At 70.9% G+C, this 16774-nt stretch carries 13 protein-coding genes and 1 pseudogene; 6 read left to right on the plus strand and 8 right to left on the minus strand.

Features of this window, described 5'->3' with window-relative positions; genetic code table 11:
• Positions 1 to 22: 22 nt before the first annotated feature.
• Positions 23 to 932: pseudogene (locus K4B79_RS01125) on the minus strand (class I SAM-dependent methyltransferase).
• Positions 933 to 1068: 136 nt separating this feature from the next.
• The gene (locus K4B79_RS01130) at positions 1069 to 2775 is read right to left on the minus strand and encodes a glycoside hydrolase family 6 protein (RefSeq protein ID WP_232024240.1); all 1707 of its coding nucleotides are present in this window, start codon (positions 2773 to 2775) and stop codon (positions 1069 to 1071) included.
• 44 nt (positions 2776 to 2819) lie between these two features.
• Between K4B79_RS01130 and K4B79_RS01135 the strand changes: the two genes are divergently transcribed.
• The 3 genes from K4B79_RS01135 (at position 2820) to K4B79_RS01145 (ending at position 9105) form a co-directional block, all read left to right on the plus strand.
• Positions 2820 to 2990, plus strand: coding sequence for a hypothetical protein (locus K4B79_RS01135; protein ID WP_232024241.1), 171 nt, complete (start codon positions 2820 to 2822; stop codon positions 2988 to 2990).
• A 277-nt stretch (positions 2991 to 3267) separates the two neighbouring features.
• Positions 3268 to 6186 carry a glycoside hydrolase family 48 protein gene (locus tag K4B79_RS01140; protein WP_232024242.1) on the plus strand — a complete coding sequence of 973 codons (2919 nt, stop codon included), beginning with the start codon at positions 3268 to 3270 and terminating at the stop codon, positions 6184 to 6186.
• Positions 6187 to 6459: 273 nt separating this feature from the next.
• Positions 6460 to 9105 (plus strand): cellulose binding domain-containing protein, encoded by a 2646-nt coding sequence (locus K4B79_RS01145; protein ID WP_232024243.1) that lies wholly within the window; start codon positions 6460 to 6462, stop codon positions 9103 to 9105.
• Between the two features lie 60 nt (positions 9106 to 9165).
• Here the strand turns inward: K4B79_RS01145 and K4B79_RS01150 are convergent, their stop codons facing one another.
• The 5 genes from K4B79_RS01150 to K4B79_RS01170 all read right to left on the minus strand — a co-directional run bounded on the left by K4B79_RS01150 (position 9166) and on the right by K4B79_RS01170 (position 13717).
• A complete protein-coding gene (locus K4B79_RS01150) occupies positions 9166 to 11076 on the minus strand; it encodes a rhamnogalacturonan lyase (RefSeq protein ID WP_232024244.1) in 1911 nt (636 codons plus the stop codon).
• Between the two features lie 43 nt (positions 11077 to 11119).
• Positions 11120 to 11260 (minus strand): hypothetical protein, encoded by a 141-nt coding sequence (locus K4B79_RS48225; RefSeq protein ID WP_232024245.1) that lies wholly within the window; start codon positions 11258 to 11260, stop codon positions 11120 to 11122.
• 211 nt (positions 11261 to 11471) lie between these two features.
• A complete protein-coding gene (locus tag K4B79_RS01160; RefSeq protein ID WP_232024246.1) occupies positions 11472 to 12215 on the minus strand; it encodes a class I SAM-dependent methyltransferase in 744 nt (247 codons plus the stop codon).
• A 31-nt stretch (positions 12216 to 12246) separates the two neighbouring features.
• A complete protein-coding gene (locus K4B79_RS01165; RefSeq protein ID WP_232024247.1) occupies positions 12247 to 12552 on the minus strand; it encodes a 4a-hydroxytetrahydrobiopterin dehydratase in 306 nt (101 codons plus the stop codon).
• Between the two features lie 97 nt (positions 12553 to 12649).
• Complete coding sequence (locus K4B79_RS01170; RefSeq protein ID WP_232024248.1) at positions 12650 to 13717, minus strand: ADP-ribosylglycohydrolase family protein; 1068 nt, start codon at positions 13715 to 13717, stop codon at positions 12650 to 12652.
• A gap of 29 nt (positions 13718 to 13746) precedes the next feature.
• Here K4B79_RS01170 and K4B79_RS01175 point away from each other — a divergent pair, with 29 nt between their 5' ends.
• Entirely contained in the window at positions 13747 to 14577 is an 831-nt protein-coding gene (locus K4B79_RS01175) for a helix-turn-helix domain-containing protein (protein WP_232024249.1), read from the plus strand.
• Here the strand turns inward: K4B79_RS01175 and K4B79_RS01180 are convergent.
• On the minus strand, positions 14559 to 14984 hold the full coding sequence (locus tag K4B79_RS01180) for a hypothetical protein (protein WP_232024250.1): 426 nt from the start codon (positions 14982 to 14984) through the stop codon (positions 14559 to 14561). The two genes, K4B79_RS01175 and K4B79_RS01180, sit on opposite strands and share 19 nt — an antisense overlap.
• A 225-nt stretch (positions 14985 to 15209) precedes the next feature.
• On the opposite strand from K4B79_RS01180, the gene K4B79_RS01185 reads away from it, so the two are divergent.
• Positions 15210 to 16073 (plus strand): helix-turn-helix domain-containing protein, encoded by an 864-nt coding sequence (locus K4B79_RS01185; RefSeq protein ID WP_232024251.1) that lies wholly within the window; start codon positions 15210 to 15212, stop codon positions 16071 to 16073.
• 196 nt (positions 16074 to 16269) lie between these two features.
• Positions 16270 to 16761 (plus strand): nitrate reductase molybdenum cofactor assembly chaperone, encoded by a 492-nt coding sequence (gene narJ / locus K4B79_RS01190; RefSeq protein WP_232024252.1) that lies wholly within the window; start codon positions 16270 to 16272, stop codon positions 16759 to 16761.
• Positions 16762 to 16774: the final 13 nt, after the last annotated feature.

Here is a 16774-nt window from a genome sequence, read left to right on the forward strand (position 1 = left end):
GGGCCGGAGCGGGGAGGTGGGCTCAGCCCGTCTTCACGGCGGTGTACACGGTGTGCGCCGCCAGCAGGAAGACGTCCGCCCGGCGGTGCACGCTCGCCGCGTCCTCGGGGTCGAGGAGCCGGTCCAGGGTGGCGCGGTCCGTGGCGTCGAGGCGGTCGCCGAAGCCCTGCCGCATCCGGCCGAGGACGGCGGCCGCGTAGGCGCGGGCCCGGTCCGTGGTGGGCGCGGGCAGGTCGAGCAGGAAGCTGCGTGTGCCGGTGTGCCTGAGTCCCGCGGCCGCCATCAGCGCCGGCCAGTCCTCGGTCTCGGCGACCGAGCCGGGCAGGTCCGCCCGCATGGCCTCGAACCACTCCTCCTCCAACGCGTCCAGCCGCGCCTGGAGTCCGGGCCGCCCGATGCCGATCTCCCGGGGCAGGAACCGGACGGGCAGACCGCCCTCCAGCAGGGCGAGCGTGCCGCCGTTCGCGAGCCGTGCCGCGAAGGCCGCGAGTGCGGCACGCTGGTCGCCCAGGTGGTGCAGGCTCCGGCCGGCCCACATCAGGTCGGCCGGATAGTCCAGTTCGTCCAGGACGCCGGGCAGCTCCCCGGCCAGGGTGCCGAACCGGTCGGCGACCCCCCCGCCGCTCGGCCCGGGCCCCGGCCCGCTCCAACAGCGGCTCGGTCCCGTCCACGGCGACCACCCGGGCGCCGGGGAAGGCGTCGGCGAACAGGCAGGAGATGACACCGGGGCCGCTGCCCACGTCGACGATCAGCCCGGGTTCCGTCTGCTTGTGCCCGAGCCACGCCAGCGCCCGTTCGTACAGGGGTGTGAACAGCTCCGCCTGGGACTCCAGCAGCGGGGCCATCTCGTTCCAGTCGATGTCGGTGTGCCCGTGGTGGCCGGGACCGTGTCCGTGCTTGTTCTTGTGTTCGTGTTCGTGTTCGTGCGCCATGGTGGTCAGCCTCTCGTCCGCGTGCGGCCAGAGTGCTCCGACGCACCGCGCACAGCAACCACTCTTGCCGTCACGGCAAAAAAGAGGGAACCCCCGCGCCCCTCGTGGGGGCGCGGGGTCACGTCCCGGCAGAACGTCAGAGTGCCGGGTACGCGTTCTTCATGAGCTCCTGGAACTGCGCGGAGAACCAGTGCCCGGAGATCGGCGCGTTGGGCAGCGCGCCGGACATGTTGAAGCCGTTGCGCGTGTTGCCCGTGTAGGTCGGGTCGCACATCCGGTCGAAGCCCTTGCCCTCGGGGTTCTCGATGAACTGGCTCGACCCGTCGGACTCGCCCGGGGGCTTCATCCAGACGTACGCGTCGATCCCGGCGGCCGGGTTGGCCTGCGGGCGCTCACCGAGGCCGGCTCCGGACTGGTTGCACCAGTTGCCGATGTGGATCCGGCGGTCGTAACGGCCGCCGTTGACATAGGTGTTGACGTCCGTCAGCGCACCCGGTCCGGCGGGCCGGGCGGTGCCGCCCCAGCCGTTGCGGGAAGTGTCGATCAGCATGCCGATGCCGGAGTTGAAGCCGGTCGTCACCAGCTGGTTGCGGAACGCCTGGGCGAACGACAGCTCGTCGACGTACCGGTTCCAGTCCACCCACGAGGACTCACGGACCGACTTGCCGCCCACGGAGTCGTTGATGGTGAAGTTGTTCTCCTTCAGGGCGCTGTAGTTGGCCGTGTTGGTGATGAAGCCGTGGACGTCGTTGACGGTGGCGCCCTCGGTGGTCGCCGCCTCCTTGAACAGGGCCGCGCTGGGGGCGAAGTTGTCGTCCCAGCCGATCCAGCCGTGGTGTCCGGCGTCGATGTAGTTGTAGACGTTGGGCGCGTCGCCCAGCTTGTTCAGGGCGTAGCCGACGCCCTTCTGGTAGTTGCCGTTGGCCTTCATCACGTCGCACTCGGGGGTCGCCGTGGGACGGCTGCCGGTGTTGGTGACGAGGTTGGGCAGCGAGTCGATCTCGATCGTGTTCACGATCCGCAGCGCCGCGTACTTGGGGTCGGCGAGGATCGCGGCGATCGGGTCGATGTACTGCGTCTTGTACTTGTCGATCTCCGTCGGGCCGAGTTCGCCGTTGGAGGCGAGGGCGGCGCAGTCGCGTCCGGGCAGGTTGTAGATGACCAGCTGGACGACGAGTTCGCCGGAGCCCTTCTGCCGCAGAGCCTCGTCGAGGTGGGCGCGCAGACCCATGCCGCCGTTGACCCCGTTGATCGCGGCGATCCGGTCCAGCCAGACACCAGTGGGCTGGTTGGAGATGCGGCTGCCGCCCGGCTCGGCGGCGGCCTTCGCGGACCACTCCGGGTTCACGTACACCTTGGCGCCGCTGTACGGGTTGTCGACCTTCGGTCCGGTCGGGTCCGGCGGGTCGGTGGGTCCGCCGCCGCCGTCGACGTTGCAGGTCACGCCGTCGAGGGTGAAGGTGGCCGGGATCGCGTTGGTGCCGCTGTAGCTGCCCTGGAAGCCGAAGCCGGCCGAACCGCCGGTGGCGAGTGTGCCGTTGTAGGTCTCGTTGCCGGCGGTGACGGCGGTGCCGCTCTGGCTGACCTTGGCGTTCCAGGCGCTGGTGACCTTCTGGTTCCCGGCGTAGGACCACTTCAGCGACCAACTCGTCTTGGCCGCGCTGTTGTTGGTGACGGTGACGGCGGCGGTGAAGCCGGTGTCCCACTGGTTCTGCACCTTGTAGTCGACGGTGCACGGGATCGCTGCGACGCCGACATCGCCGGGTACGACGGCGAACGCCGTCCCGGAGGCCCCGGCGACCAGCGCCAGGGCAGCGAGCATCGCGGTTCTGGTACGGCTCATGAGTGCGGGTTCCTTCTCGGTTGCGGAAGCTGACCGTTTCGGACGTGCCGCCGCGATCGCTGATCGGGGACGGGCAGGAGCCGATGAAGGTGCTCGCCGCCGAGGCCCGGCAAGTGGGGGTGGCGCATGCCGGGCATCGGGAGCTGGGGCCGGACACCCCGAAGACCGTCGCCGCCGGGAACCCACAGAGGGCAGGCAACGCCGACGCCGGCTAAAAGTACTGAACGCGGGGGGTGTCGCATGAGCGACTCCTTGCAGATCAGCGCGCCGTGACGGACGCGTCGACTGATGGAATCGCTCCCACTGGTGTCAACGAAGCTAGCGCCAAGTGACGGCAAAGAACAGAGGAGTCACTTGACTTTCCCGGGCCTCGTTCATCGAATCTTTTCGACTCTTCAAGCACCTTGACCCCTCTCCCCCCCGTCCCCACTATGGGAGCGCTCCCACTGGTTCAAGCCTTGACTTCTCCGAGCCGCGAGGAGGAACCAGCACATGCCCCCCAGAAGGAGACGCCGGACTGCCCGGCGCTTGTGGACCGCTGTCGTGGCGGCCCTGGCACTTCCGTTCACGATGCTCAGTACGGGTTCAACTCCCGCACAGGCAGCAGCAGTTCAGTGCAGCGTCGACTACAAGACCAACGACTGGGGCTCCGGCTTCACGGTGGATCTCACGATCACCAACCGAGGCACGGACGCGATCGCCGGCTGGACCGTGGCCTACGGCTACAGCGGCAACCAGAAGCTCTCCGGCACCGGCTGGAACGGCACCTGGTCCCAGTCCGGCCAGGCGATCTCCGTGCGGAACGCCGCGCACAACGCCACCATCGCGGTCGGCGCCGCCGTATCCACCGGCGCGCAGTTCAGCTACAGCGGCACCAACACCGCGCCCACGAGCTTCTCCGTCAACGGCACCCCGTGCACCGGCGCCCACCAACCCCCCATCACCGTGCTGACCAGCCCGGCGGCGGGCGCCGTCTACACCCAGGGCAGCGCGGTCCCGCTGGCCGCGACGGCCGCGGCGGCCGACGGCGCGACGATCAGCAAGGTGGAGTTCTACGACGACACCACGCTGCTCGGCACCGACACCACCGCGCCCTACTCGCTCTCGGCCTCTGGTTTGACCGTGGGCAGTCATTCCCTGGTGGCCAAGGCGTACGACAGCCTCGGCGCGTCCGGGTCGTCCACACCGGTCGGCATCACGGTCGCCTCGGGTCCCGCCGTGGTGGCCTCGACCAACCAACTGGCCGTCCAGCAGGGCAGGACGGGCACCTTCGACGTGAAGCTGTCGACCCAGCCGTCCGCCAACGTGACCGTGACGACCGCCCGCACGGGCGGCAACACGGGCCTGTCGGTGACCGGCGGGGCCTCGCTCACCTTCACGCCGTCGAACTGGAACACCGCGCAGAGGGTGACCATCACCGCCAACGCCTCCGGCAGCGGCGCGGCCACCTTCGACTCGACGGCCACCGGACACGCCAAGTCGACGGTGACGGTCACCCAGATCGCCGCGGCGGGCGAGTACGACGCCCGGTTCCTGGAGCTCTACGGCAAGATCACCAACCCGGCGAACGGCTACTTCTCCCCCGAGGGCATCCCGTACCACTCGGTCGAGACGCTGATCGTCGAGGCTCCGGACCACGGTCACGAGACCACGTCGGAGGCCTACAGCTACCTTCTGTGGCTGCAGGCCATGTACGGCAAGGTCACAGGTGACTGGACCCGGTTCAACGGCGCCTGGGAGATCATGGAGAAGTACATGATCCCCACCAAGGCCGACCAGCCCACCAACTCCTTCTACAACGCCTCGAAGCCGGCGACGTACGCGCCCGAGCTGGACACCCCGAACCAGTACCCGGCGCCGCTCGACGCGTCGGTCCCGGTCGGCACGGACCCGATCGCCGGTGAGCTGAAGAGCGCCTACGGCACGGACGACGTCTACGGCATGCACTGGCTCCAGGACGTCGACAACGTCTACGGCTACGGCAACTCGCCCGGCAAGTGCGAGGCGGGCCCGACGGACACCGGTCCGTCGTACATCAACACCTTCCAGCGCGGTGCGCAGGAGTCGGTGTGGGAGACGGTGCCGCAGCCGACCTGCGACGCCTTCAAGTACGGCGGCAAGAACGGCTATCTGGACCTGTTCACCGGTGACGCCTCCTACGCCAAGCAGTGGAAGTTCACCAACGCCCCGGACGCCGACGCGCGTGCGGTGCAGGCCGCGTACTGGGCCGACAAGTGGGCCGACGCGCAGGGCAAGGGCGGCGAGATCTCCGCGACCGTGGGCAAGGCCGCGAAGATGGGCGACTACCTGCGGTACTCGATGTACGACAAGTACTTCAAGAAGGTCGGCAACTGCGTCGGACCGTCCGCCTGCCCGGCGGGCACCGGCAAGGACGCCTCGATGTACCTGATGTCCTGGTACTACGCCTGGGGCGGCGCGACCGACACCTCGGCGGGCTGGGCCTGGCGCATCGGTTCCAGCCACACGCACGGCGGCTACCAGAACCCGCTGGCCGCCTACGCGCTCAGCTCCTACGCCGACCTGAAGCCCAAGTCGGCGACGGGACAGGCGGACTGGGCCAAGTCGCTCGACCGGCAGCTGGAGTTCTACCGCTGGCTCCAGTCGAACGAGGGCGCCATCGCGGGCGGCGCGACCAACAGCTGGGCGGGCCGCTACGCGACCCCGCCGGCCGGGAAGTCGACGTTCTACGGCATGTACTACGACCAGCAGCCCGTCTACCACGACCCGCCGTCCAACCAGTGGTTCGGCTTCCAGGCGTGGTCGATGGAGCGGGTGGCCGAGTACTACCAGCAGACGGGAGACGCCAAGGCCAAGACGGTCCTCGACAAGTGGGTCGACTGGGCGCTGTCCCACACCACGATCAACCCGGACGGCACCTTCCGGATCCCCTCCACCCTCCAGTGGTCGGGCCAGCCCGACACCTGGAACGCGTCGAGTCCCGGCTCCAACAGCGGACTTCACGTGACCGTCGCCGACTACACCAACGACGTCGGGGTGGCCGCCGCGTACGCCAAGACCCTGACGTACTACGCGGACCGGTCCGGGGACACCCAGGCGGCCTCCACCGCCAAGGCCCTGCTCGACGGCATGTGGGACAACCACCAGGACGCCCTGGGCATCGCGGTGCCGGAGAACCGGGCGGACTACAACCGGTTCGACGACTCGGTGTACGTGCCGAGCGGCTGGACCGGGACGATGCCGAACGGTGACGCGATCAACTCGTCGTCGACCTTCGAATCCATCCGGTCGTTCTACGAGGACGACCCGAACTGGTCGAAGATCGAGGCGTATCTCGCGGGCGGTGCGGTGCCGTCGTTCACGTATCACCGGTTCTGGGCCCAGGCGGACATCGCCCTGGCCATGGGTTCGTACGCGGAGCTTCTCGAATAGCCCCCGCGAGGCGCTCCGCGGGTTGGGCCGTGTTTCGACTGCGGGTCCGTTGTGGCTGGTCGCGCAGTTCCCCGCGCCCCTGACGGGGTGCTCCGGGCACCGTCTCTCCCGCGGAACCGCTTGAAGGCTCCGCGTACGTGGTCCCGCCACCTGACGGCGGGGCCGACCGGCCGGGTGGCCCCCTCCCGCACTGGGGGTCGCCCGGCACCTTTCGTGTCATGGGGAAAGCGCTTACCGCGCTTCCTCTCCCCCACATCCCGGAAAGGACCCCCCGTGCGAAGAACCCGCATCCTGACCGCGGTACTGGCACTGGCTGCCGGTCTGCTCGCGGGCACGCCGCCCGTGCTGGCCGCGCCGAAGGCTCAGGCGTTCGTCGCCGCCGACACGTACACCTGGAAGAACGCGCGCGTCGACGGCGGTGGCTTCGTCCCCGGCATCGTCTTCAACCGCAAGGAGAAGAACCTCGCCTACGCCCGGACCGACATCGGCGGCGCCTACCGGTGGCAGGAGTCGACGAAGACCTGGACACCGCTGCTGGACTCGGTCGGCTGGGACGACTGGGGGCACACGGGCGTGGTCAGCCTGGCCTCCGACTCGGTGGACCCGAACAAGGTGTATGTGGCGGCCGGCACCTACACGAACAGCTGGGACCCCGGCAACGGGGCGATCCTGCGGTCCTCGAACCGGGGTGCGACCTGGCAGAAGACAGCTCTGCCGTTCAAGCTGGGCGGCAACATGCCGGGCCGGGGCATGGGCGAGCGGCTCGCCGTCGACCCGAACCGCAACAGCGTGCTGTACCTGGGCGCCCCCAGCGGCAAGGGGCTGTGGCGGTCCACGGACTCCGGGGTCACCTGGTCGCAGGTGACGAACTTCCCCAACGTCGGCAACTACGTGCAGGATCCGAGCGACACCAGCGGTTACGCCAGTGACAACCAGGGCATCGCCTGGGTCACCTTCGACGAGTCGACGGGCACGTCCGGCAGCGCGACCCGGACGATCTACGTCGGGGTCGCCGACCTCCAGAACGCGGTGTACCGCTCGACGGACGGCGGCGCGACCTGGAGCAGGCTCGCCGGGCAGCCGACCGGGTACCTGGCCCACAAGGGCGTCCTGGACGCCGAGAACGGCTATCTGTATCTCGCCTACAGCGACAAGGGCGGGCCGTACGACGGCGGCAAGGGCCGGTTGTGGCGGTACGCGACCGCGACCGGGACCTGGACCGACATCAGCCCGGTCGCCGAGGCGGACACCTACTACGGCTTCAGCGGGCTGACCGTGGACCGGCAGAACCCGGGGACCGTGATGGCCACGGCCTACAGCTCCTGGTGGCCGGACACCCAGATCTTCCGCTCCAAGGACAGCGGCGCGACCTGGACGAAGGCGTGGGACTACACGTCGTATCCCACCCGCGCGAACCGCTACACCATGGACGTGTCGTCCTCGCCCTGGCTGACCTGGGGCGCGAACCCCTCGCCGCCCGAACAGTCGCCGAAACTGGGCTGGATGACGGAGGCGCTGGAGATCGACCCGTTCAACTCCGACCGGATGATGTACGGCACCGGCGCGACGATCTACGGCACGGAGAACCTGGGGAACTGGGACGGCGGAAGCCAGTTCACCATCAAGCCGATGGTGCAGGGCCTGGAGGAGACCGCGGTCCTCGACCTCGCCTCTCCCCCGTCCGGGGCCCCGCTGCTCAGCGCCCTCGGTGACATCGGCGGGTTCCGGCACACCGATCTCACCAAGGTGCCGTCGATGATGTTCACCCAGCCGAACTTCACCACGACCACCAGCCTGGACTTCGCCGAGTCCAACGCCAACACGGTCGTGCGGGTCGGCAACCTCGACTCGGGCCCGCACATCGCGTTCTCGACCGACAACGGCGCCAACTGGTTCGCCGGGACGGACCCGTCGGGCGTCAGCGGCGGCGGCACGGTCGCGGCGGCGGCCGACGGCAGCCGGTTCGTGTGGAGCCCGACCGGCGCGGGCGTGCATTTCGCGACCGGCTTCGGCACGTCCTGGACCGCCTCCAGCGGGATCCCGGCGGGCGCGATCGTCGAGTCGGACCGGGTCGACCCGAAGACCTTCTACGGCTTCAAGTCCGGGAAGTTCTACGTCAGTACGGACGGCGGCGCGACCTTCACGGCGTCCGCGGCGACCGGTCTGCCGAGCGGTGACCAGGTCCGGTTCAAGGCGCTGCCCGGAGGCAGGGGCGACGTGTGGCTGGCGGGCGGCGCGAGCGACGGCGCGTACGGACTGTGGCACTCGACGGACGGCGGCGCGAGCTTCACCAAGCTGTCGGGCGTCGACCAGGCCGACACGATCGGTTTCGGCAAGGCGGCCACGGGGGCGTCGTACCAGACGCTCTACACCAGCGCGAAGATCGGCGGCGTCCGCGGCATCTTCCGCTCCACCGACAAGGGTGCGACCTGGACCCGGATCAACGACGACGCCCACCAGTGGGGTTGGACCGGCGATGCCATCACCGGTGACCCGCGGGTGTACGGGCGGGTGTACGTGTCGACCAACGGTCGCGGGGTGATCTACGGCGACAGCTCCGACACCAACGGGCCCACGGAGCCGGGTCCGACGCCGACGGGCGCCTGTGCGGTGACGTACACGGTCACCAACCAGTGGTCGGGCGGCTTCCAGGCGGACGTGCGGCTCACCAACACCGGGACGAGCGCCTGGAACGGCTGGTCGCTCGGCTGGACCTTCCCCGGCGGGCAGCAGGTCGCCCAGGCCTGGAACGCCGAGGCGTCCCAGTCGGGTTCGGCGGTGACCGCGAAGAACGTCGGCTGGAACGGCACTGTCACGGCGGGCTCGTCCGTGAACTTCGGCTTCACGGCGAACTCGTCGGGCACGAACCCGAAACCGACCGCGTTCAAGCTGGGCACGCAGGACTGCACGGTCACCTGACCCGAGGGTGCGTGTCCTGCCGGGTGCTCGTTCTCCCGGCAGGACACGCGCCCACCGGGACTACGGCGTGTAGACCGTCGGCCGCGGTGCCGTCGGCATGCCGTTGCCGATGAAGAAGCTCGGGTGCGGTGGCTGGTTGTAGGCGGTGTTCTGCCAGGCCAGGGCCGTGCGGTACATGGTGTCGTGCAGCAGGGTCGTGATCTTCGTGGTGGTCTCGACCGGCGTCGAGTACACCCGCAGGGCCGTGTTGTTCGACGTCGGCCAGACGACCTCCTCGCGCCAGTCGCCGAGGATGTCGCCGGACAGGGCCGGGGTGGCCTTGGTGCCGTTGTTGGAGTGGACGCCGGAGGCGGTCAGCAGGCGGGTGTCGCCGGAGGTGCCGTACTTGTCGACGCGGGTGCCGTCGAGAAGTTCGCGGACGGGGTCGCCGTCCCACCAGGACAGGAAGTTGATGCTGGAGGGCTCGCGGCCGAGGGAGGCGCCGGTCGCCGAGCGCAGGGTGGTGTCGGAGGCGGACCAGGCCTCGGCGCCCGCGCTGCCGGCGTAGATGTCGGCGGCGACACCGCGGCCGTTGTCGGCGCCGGAGGCGGTCTGCCACAGGATCTGGCCGGTGCGCGCGTCCGCCATCCACGAGCCGGGCTGGCCGGTGCTCTCGGAGACCTTGAAGTACTCCAGGCCCGCCCGGGAGGGGTTGAGGTCGCCGACGTGGCCCGCGTCGCCGTGACCGAGCCTCGTCGTCCACAGCCCGTTGCCGTTGTCGTCCACGGTCATCGCGCCGTAGACGATCTCGTCCCTGCCGTCGGCGTCGACGTCCGCGATCGACAGGCTGTGGTTGCCCTGGCCGTCGTAGCCCTTGCCGGTGTTGGTGGAGGAGGTGGTGTCGAAGGTCCAGCGGCGGGTGAAGGTGCCGTTCCGCCAGTCCCAGGCGGCGATCACCGTGCGGGTGTAGTAGCCGCGGGCCATGATCACCGAGGGGCGGGCGCCGTCCAGGTAGGCGGTGCCGGCCAGGAAGCGGTCGACGCGGTTGCCGTAGGAGTCGCCCCAGGAGGAGACCGTGCCGCGGGCCGGGACGTAGTCGACGCTCTGCATGGCCTTGCCGGTCTGGCCGTTGAACATGGTCAGGAACTCGGGCCCGGAGAGGATGTAGCCGGAGGAGTTGCGGTGGTCGGCGGAGGAGCTGCCGATGACCGCGCCGGTGCCGTCCCGCGTGCCGTCGGCGGTCTTCATGGCGACCTCGGCCTTGCCGTCGCCGTCGTAGTCGTACGCCTGGAACTGCGTGTAGTGCGCGCCGGAGCGGATGTTGCGGCCCAGGTCGATGCGCCACAGGCGGGTGCCGTCGAGCTTGACGCCGTCGACGAAGGTGTTGCCCGTGTAGCCGGACTGGGAGTTGTCCTTGGCGTTGGTGGGCTGCCACTTCAGGACGAAGTCGAGGGCGCCGTCGCCGTCGAGGTCGGCCACCGAGGCGTCGTTGGCCTCGTAGGTGTAGGCGACGCCGTCGGGGGTGGTGCCGCCGGCCGGCGGGGAGATCGGGACGTCCTTGTAGCCGGTGCGCAGTTGGACGGCGTGGACGGAGTCGGCCTGCTCGACGCCGCCGACGATCGCGCGGACCGTGTAGTCGGCCTGGGCGGGGGCGCCGGAGTGGAAGTAGTTGGTGGAGCCGGTGACGGGCGTGGAGTTGACCTTGGTGCCGGCCCGGTAGACGTTGAAGGAGACGTCGCCCGGGTCGGTGCCGAGCCAGCGCCAGCTGACCAGGTTGCCGGCGTCGGTGTGCACGCTGACGACACCGCGGTCGAGCTTCTCCACCTGGCGGGCGGTGGCCGCCTCGGCGGTGTCGCCGGTGGCGAGGGTGGTGAGGCCCGCGCCGACCAGGGCCGTGCTGACGGTCAGGGCGGAGAGGAGCACGCGGCGTCTGCGGTGTCCGCGCGGGCGGGGCCGCGGGTCCGGGTGGGGGTGCGGGTGCGGGTGCTGCACGGGAGGGACCTCCTGGGGGGAGACGGATGGATTCCGTTCCCTGTCAGTCGCCGCCGGGGGCGTCCGGGTTGCCGTATCTTCCGGCCAGCTCGGCGACCGTGCGGGCGATGCGTTCGCGCAGCTCGGGCGGGTGCGGCGCCTCGATGGCGGTGCCACCGTGGCCGGGCGGCGCATCAAGCGCCACCACGTCACCGCCGACCCGGCCGGCATCGCTCCCTGGGTGGAGAAGGCGGCGTACGTGATCCTGCCGGGGCGCTGCGCTCGCCTGAACCAGGGGCACGGCCGCTGCTGTTTCGAGCAGCTGCGCCGCTTGCGTGGTCGTCCCTGGGGGCTGCGCCCCCAGGCCCCCATCGGCCTGAACGGCCTCGTCCTCAAACGCCGGACGGGCTGGAGAGTCAGCCGGGCTTCCTGAACGCCAGCACCGTGAACACCGGGTCGGGGCGGGGGCGGTTCTGGTCGGGGAGGGCTTCGAGGTGGGTGGTGAAGTGTTCGGCGAGGGGGGAGCCGGGTGGGACGCGGGTGAACCAGCCGCGTCCGAGGTCGGCGACGGTGCCTCGGGGGCTGCGGCCCTGGCCGTGGCCGGGGAAGCGGGCGCGGCCCGCAGGGACCAGGCCGAGCGCCTCGGCGTAGGCCGTGACGGCCTCGGCGGCGTCCTGCGCCGGTCTGCGCGGGCGGGGGGCGAGCACCGCGTCGATGTCGCTGCCGACGTCGTGCGCGGCGGCCTTGTCGACGGTGGTGACGTAGACGCCGCCGGGGCGCAGGACACGGGCGCATTCGGCGGCCACGGCCCGGACGTCCTCGCCCGTGTCCAGCAGGTGCAGTAGCCACACGCTGCTCACGGCGTCGAACGTGCCGTCGGGGAACGGCAGCCGGCGGCTGTCCGCGAGCACGACCGCCCCGGGCAGGCGTACGGCGGCCATCCGGGCCATGCCGTACGTCAGATCCGCGCCGGTGACCCGCAGGGCGGGGCGGGCCGTGGCGAGGCGCCGGGTGACGATCCCCGTGCCGCAGGCGACGTCGAGGAGCCGGCGGGCGTCCGGCGGGACGAGGCCGAGGACGGCTTCGGCGGCCGCGGCGGCCCTGGGTTCGCCGCCGCGGCTGTCGTCGTAGGCGTCGGCCTCCTTGTCGTAGTCCAGCACCGGCGCTCCTCGTCCTGGTCCGGCGCCGGTCTCACCGGGCTCCGTGGCCGGGGGCGAGTGCCTCCACCTTCTGCGCGAGCTCGAAGTCCTTCTCGGTGACGGCGCCGCCCACACTGTGCGTGTTCACGCTCAGGGAGACGGTGTTGTAGCCGAGGGTGAGGTCGGAGTGGTGGTCGAGTTCGTCCTGGACCTGGGCGATGTGGACGACCAGTGCCGCCGCGGCGAAGTGCGTGCCGAGCCGGTAGGACCGGGTGAGCCGGTCGTCGTCGACGGACCAGCCGGGCAGTTCCGCCAGCCGGTCCTCGATGTCCTTCTGCGACAGCGGTTCGAGGGGCATGACGCGCTCCTTCCTGAAGCCGGGACGCCGGGTACGGTGCCTCTTCAGCCTGCCACAGCGGATGCGCCGCGGCCCTGGTCAGAAGGGTTCCCCCGGGTCAGCCGCGGACACTTTCGGCCGCCAGGTCTTCGGCGAGCGCGGCGATCACGGCCCGGCCCTCGACCCGCCGGACCCACGCGTGCGGCAGGCCGACGTCGCCGTGCAGCGCGCCGAGCAGGTTGCCGCACAGAGAGCCGGTCGAGTCGCTGTCGCCGGAGTGGTTGACGGACAGCAGCAGGGCCCGCTCGACGCCGGGCTCGGCGAGCGCGCAGTAGACGGCGAGGGCGAGGGCCTCCTCGGCGACCCATCCCGCGCCGAGGGTTTCGAGCTTCTCCGCCGTCGGCATTCCCTCGGAGGCCAGGTCGAGGGCCTGTTCCAGGGCGGCCGTCGTCTCCTGGTGGCCGGGGTAGCGGGCCAGCAGCCGGAGCGTGCGCAGGACCGCGCCCTCCAGGGACTCGCCGGCGACGAGATGCGCCACGATCGCGGCCAGCGCGCCCGCCGCGTAGTAGCCGGTGGGGTGCCCGTGGGTGATCTGGGCGCCGCGGGCGGCCATCGCGAAGGCCGCGTCCGCGGGGTTGACCAGTCCGAAGGGGGCCGAGCGCATGACCGTGCCGCAGCCCTTGGAGTCGGGGTTGACCTGTCCTGGCTTGCCGTCCAGTTCGAGCCACGGGTCGGGAGCGTACAGCTGGGCGATCCCTGAGAGGCAGGCGTTGCCCGGAGCACGTCGGGCGTACAACCAGAGCTCGCCGAGCAGCCCGCCCGTGGGGGCGCCACCCTGCTCCGGACCCGGCTTGGACTGGGTCTCCAGCCAGCGCTCGTACGCCTGGCGCAGCAGTACCGGCCAGGCGCCGCCGATCCCCTTCTCCCGCTCCCGGGCGCGAGCCTGGATCAGGGCCTCCACGGTGAAGAGCGTCATCTGTGTGTCGTCGCTGACCAGACCGGTCGCGCCGTGCGCCCCGGGCACCAGGCCGGTGACGCCGTGCCGTCCGTGGGTGGAGCGGATGCGGTCCAGGGAGGAGAACTCCACGGGGTAGCCGAGGGCGTCCCCGACCGCCCCGCCGAGCAGGCATCCCCGTACCCTGGCGCGGTGCACGGCCGCGCTTTCGATCGTCCACGGCCCGTTCATGCGCCCACTCCTCGATTACCGTCGTACGCATGACCATTGTCCCGACCGACAAGGCCGAACGAACCCCCGCCCCCTCCGGCCGGGGCGTCGGCCCGATGCTGCGGGCCTGGCGGGAGCAACGGCGGGTCAGCCAGCTGGAGTTGGCGCTGCGGGCCGATTCCTCCGCCCGGCACATCAGCTTCATCGAGACGGGCCGCTCCCGGCCGAGCGAGGAGATGGTGCTCCGGCTGGCCGAGCACCTGGACGTGCCGGTCCGGGAGCGCAACGCGCTGCTGCTGACGGCCGGTTACGCACCCCGCTACCCCGAGACCCCGCTGGACGACCCGGCACTGGACGCCGTGCGCGAGGGCATCGAGCAGCTGATCCAGGGCTACGAGCCCTACCCGGCCTTCGTGGTGAACGCGGTGTACGACGTCGTCGCCGCCAACCGGGGCGTGCTGATGCTGCTCGACGGCATCCCGGAGTCGGTGCTCGCCCCGCCGCTGAACGCGATGCGGCTGAGCCTGCACCCTCAGGGGCTGGCGCCGCGGATCCGCAACCTGCGGGCGTGGCGCGGACATCTGCTCGACCAGATGGAGCGGCAGATCGCCCTGCACCGCTCGGAGCCGCTGCGGGCGCTGTACGAGGAGGTGGCGGCGTACCCGGTGCCCGAGGAGGACGACGAGCCGCAACCGGGCCCGCCCGTCCCGCACTTCGCGCTGCCGATGGTGATCGAGCACGAGGGCCGGACCCTGTCGTTCGTCTCGTCCATCTCCACCTTCAACACCCCCATGGACGTGACGGTCGCCGAGCTGGCCATCGAGACGCTGCTCCCGGCCGACCCGGCGACGGTCAAGTACCTTCACTCACTGCTGCCCTGACGGGCCTTCAGAGCCAGGTGCTGGAACAGCGCGAACCCCGCCACCACCGCCGCCTGGAGCACGGTCCACACCACGCCCGCCGTGCTCGGGGTCAGCCACAGGGCGAGCGCCGCGCAACTGAGCGCAGCCCAGGCGAGGTTGGCATCGACCACGGCCCGGACGGCGAGCGCCGGCGGCCGTTCGCGCGCGGCCAGGACGCCCACACCGGCCGCGTACACCAGGAGGAAGACCCCGAGGGCGGGCAGCAGCGCGGAGTCGACGCCGAGGAAGTCGGCGAGCGGCCCGGACACGGCGAGGTAGGCGAGGCCGTTCGCGCCGGTCACCAGCGCGTCCAGTGCCAGGAAGCGGCGCAGCGCGGTCTGCGGTTCGGCGGTCCGGGCGAGGGCGGAAAGCTGGGATGCGGACATGGCGGATCAGCCTCCGTCGAGGTCGGTGAGCGGTGCGGGAAGCCGGATCCCGGGCCGGAGTGCGCCGGCCCGGAACCCGATGACTCCACGATCGCGCCCGCCGGGGTCCGGGTCGATTACCCATGAGGTAATGGAAGGGTGACGAAGAAGCGGCGGTGACCGCTGAGACTGACAGGTGAACATGACAGACTGCACGCAAGCTTCGACGCGTAGGGGAGGCGTGGCGTGAGTGAGCGGCGTCCCGCGCCCACCGTAGGACAGGTGGTGCTCGGCAGACGCCTGCAGGAACTGCGGGAGGCGGCCGGACTCAAGCGTGAGGAGGCCGCCCAGGTGCTGCGGGTGGCACCCGCGACGGTCCGGCGCATGGAAATGGCCGAGGTCTCGCTGAAGATCCCGTACGTGCAGGTGCTGCTGGAGACGTACGGCGTCTCCGAGGAGGAGACCGAGGCGTTCATCGCGCTGGCCGAGGAGGCGAACCGGCCGGGCTGGTGGCAGCGGTTCCACGACGTGCTGCCCGAGTGGTTCAGCCTGTACGTGAGCCTGGAGGGCGCCGCCCGCATCATCCGCTCCTACGAGCCGCACTTCGTGCCCGGTCTGCTCCAGACCGAGGAGTACGCGCGTGCCGTGCTGGAGGCCGGCACGATCGGTCAGGCCGGTGCGGAAACGATCGAGCGGCATGTGTCCCTGCGGATGGCCCGGCAGCGGCTTCTGGAGCGCGAGAACCCGCCCCACCTGTGGGTGATCATGGACGAGACGGTGTTACGGCGCCCGGTCAGCATCCGCGGCGAGGTCATGGCCGAGCAGCTGGACAAGCTGCTGGAGTTCGCCGAGCGGGACCGGGTCACCCTCCAGATCGCGGAGTTCGCCGAGGGCCCCCACCCGGGCACGTACGCGCCGTTCTCGCTCTTCCGCTTCGCCGAGCCGGAGCTGCCCGACATGGTCTTCACCGAGTACCTCACCGGTGCGCTCTACCTCGACTCCCGCAAGGAGGTCGGCACGCACCTGGAGGTCCTGGACCACATGTCGGCGCGGTCGGCCTCGGCGGAGCGCACGCTGAAGCTCCTGCGGGACCGCCGCGCGGACTTCTGAGCGGGCTCCACACCTACGGCTGTCCCGCTACCACGCCTACGGCTGTCCCGCTGCGTCGTGCCCGTGTACGCGGGGGTCGCCCGCAGGCCCCGGCCGTGGGGGTACCCGGACGGGTGCCGTCAGCGGGTGCGCTCCCCCGCCCCGCCCTAGGTTCGCAGTGGCGGGGACAGCCCACCGACGACGCCCAGGAGGCCCGATGCCCTCGGACGCTGTGCTGTACCAGGCGGCGGCGCTCTGCCTGACCTACCCCGACGACGACTTCCGCGCCCGCCTCGCGCTGCTGCGTGAAGCGGCCCCGCAGCTCAGGGAGTTCGTGGACCACGCGACGGTGACGGCGCCGCGGGAGCTGGCCGGGCACTACGTCCAGGTCTTCGACCTCGACGACCGGCACAGCCTGTACCTGAGCCGGTGGCGGGACGCGGACATGCGGCGGGGCATGTCGCCGGTCCGCTTCCAGGAGGCCTACCGGGCCGCGGGGCTCGAACTCACCGGCGAGGAGCTGCCCGACTTCCTGCCCGCGGTGCTGGAGTTCGCGGCCCGCACCGGCGACACCGGCCTGCTCACCGCGCACCGCGACGGCCTGGAGCGCCTCCGCTCCCGGCTCACCGACGCCGGCACACCCTACGCGTCGGTCCTGGACGCCGTCTGCGCCACCCTGCCGCCCGCCCGGGCCGGGGCGGGCGGCTGAGGGCCTGCTCCGG

Source organism: Streptomyces lincolnensis (assembly GCF_021173675.1).
In the GTDB taxonomy this organism is placed as follows: Bacteria; Actinomycetota; Actinomycetes; order Streptomycetales; family Streptomycetaceae; genus Streptomyces; species Streptomyces lincolnensis_B.

Coding starts and splice junctions, on each gene's coding strand:
- K4B79_RS01130 (WP_232024240.1), bottom strand. CDS start 2,775: ATGAGCCGTACCAGAACCGCGATGCTCGCTGCCCTGGCGCTGGTCGCC.
- K4B79_RS01140 (WP_232024242.1), top strand. CDS start 3,268: ATGCCCCCCAGAAGGAGACGCCGGACTGCCCGGCGCTTGTGGACCGCT.
- K4B79_RS01165 (WP_232024247.1), bottom strand. CDS start 12,552: ATGCCCCTCGAACCGCTGTCGCAGAAGGACATCGAGGACCGGCTGGCG.
- K4B79_RS01170 (WP_232024248.1), bottom strand. CDS start 13,717: ATGAACGGGCCGTGGACGATCGAAAGCGCGGCCGTGCACCGCGCCAGG.
- K4B79_RS01175 (WP_232024249.1), top strand. CDS start 13,747: ATGACCATTGTCCCGACCGACAAGGCCGAACGAACCCCCGCCCCCTCC.
- K4B79_RS01180 (WP_232024250.1), bottom strand. CDS start 14,984: ATGTCCGCATCCCAGCTTTCCGCCCTCGCCCGGACCGCCGAACCGCAG.
- narJ (WP_232024252.1), top strand. CDS start 16,270: ATGCCCTCGGACGCTGTGCTGTACCAGGCGGCGGCGCTCTGCCTGACC.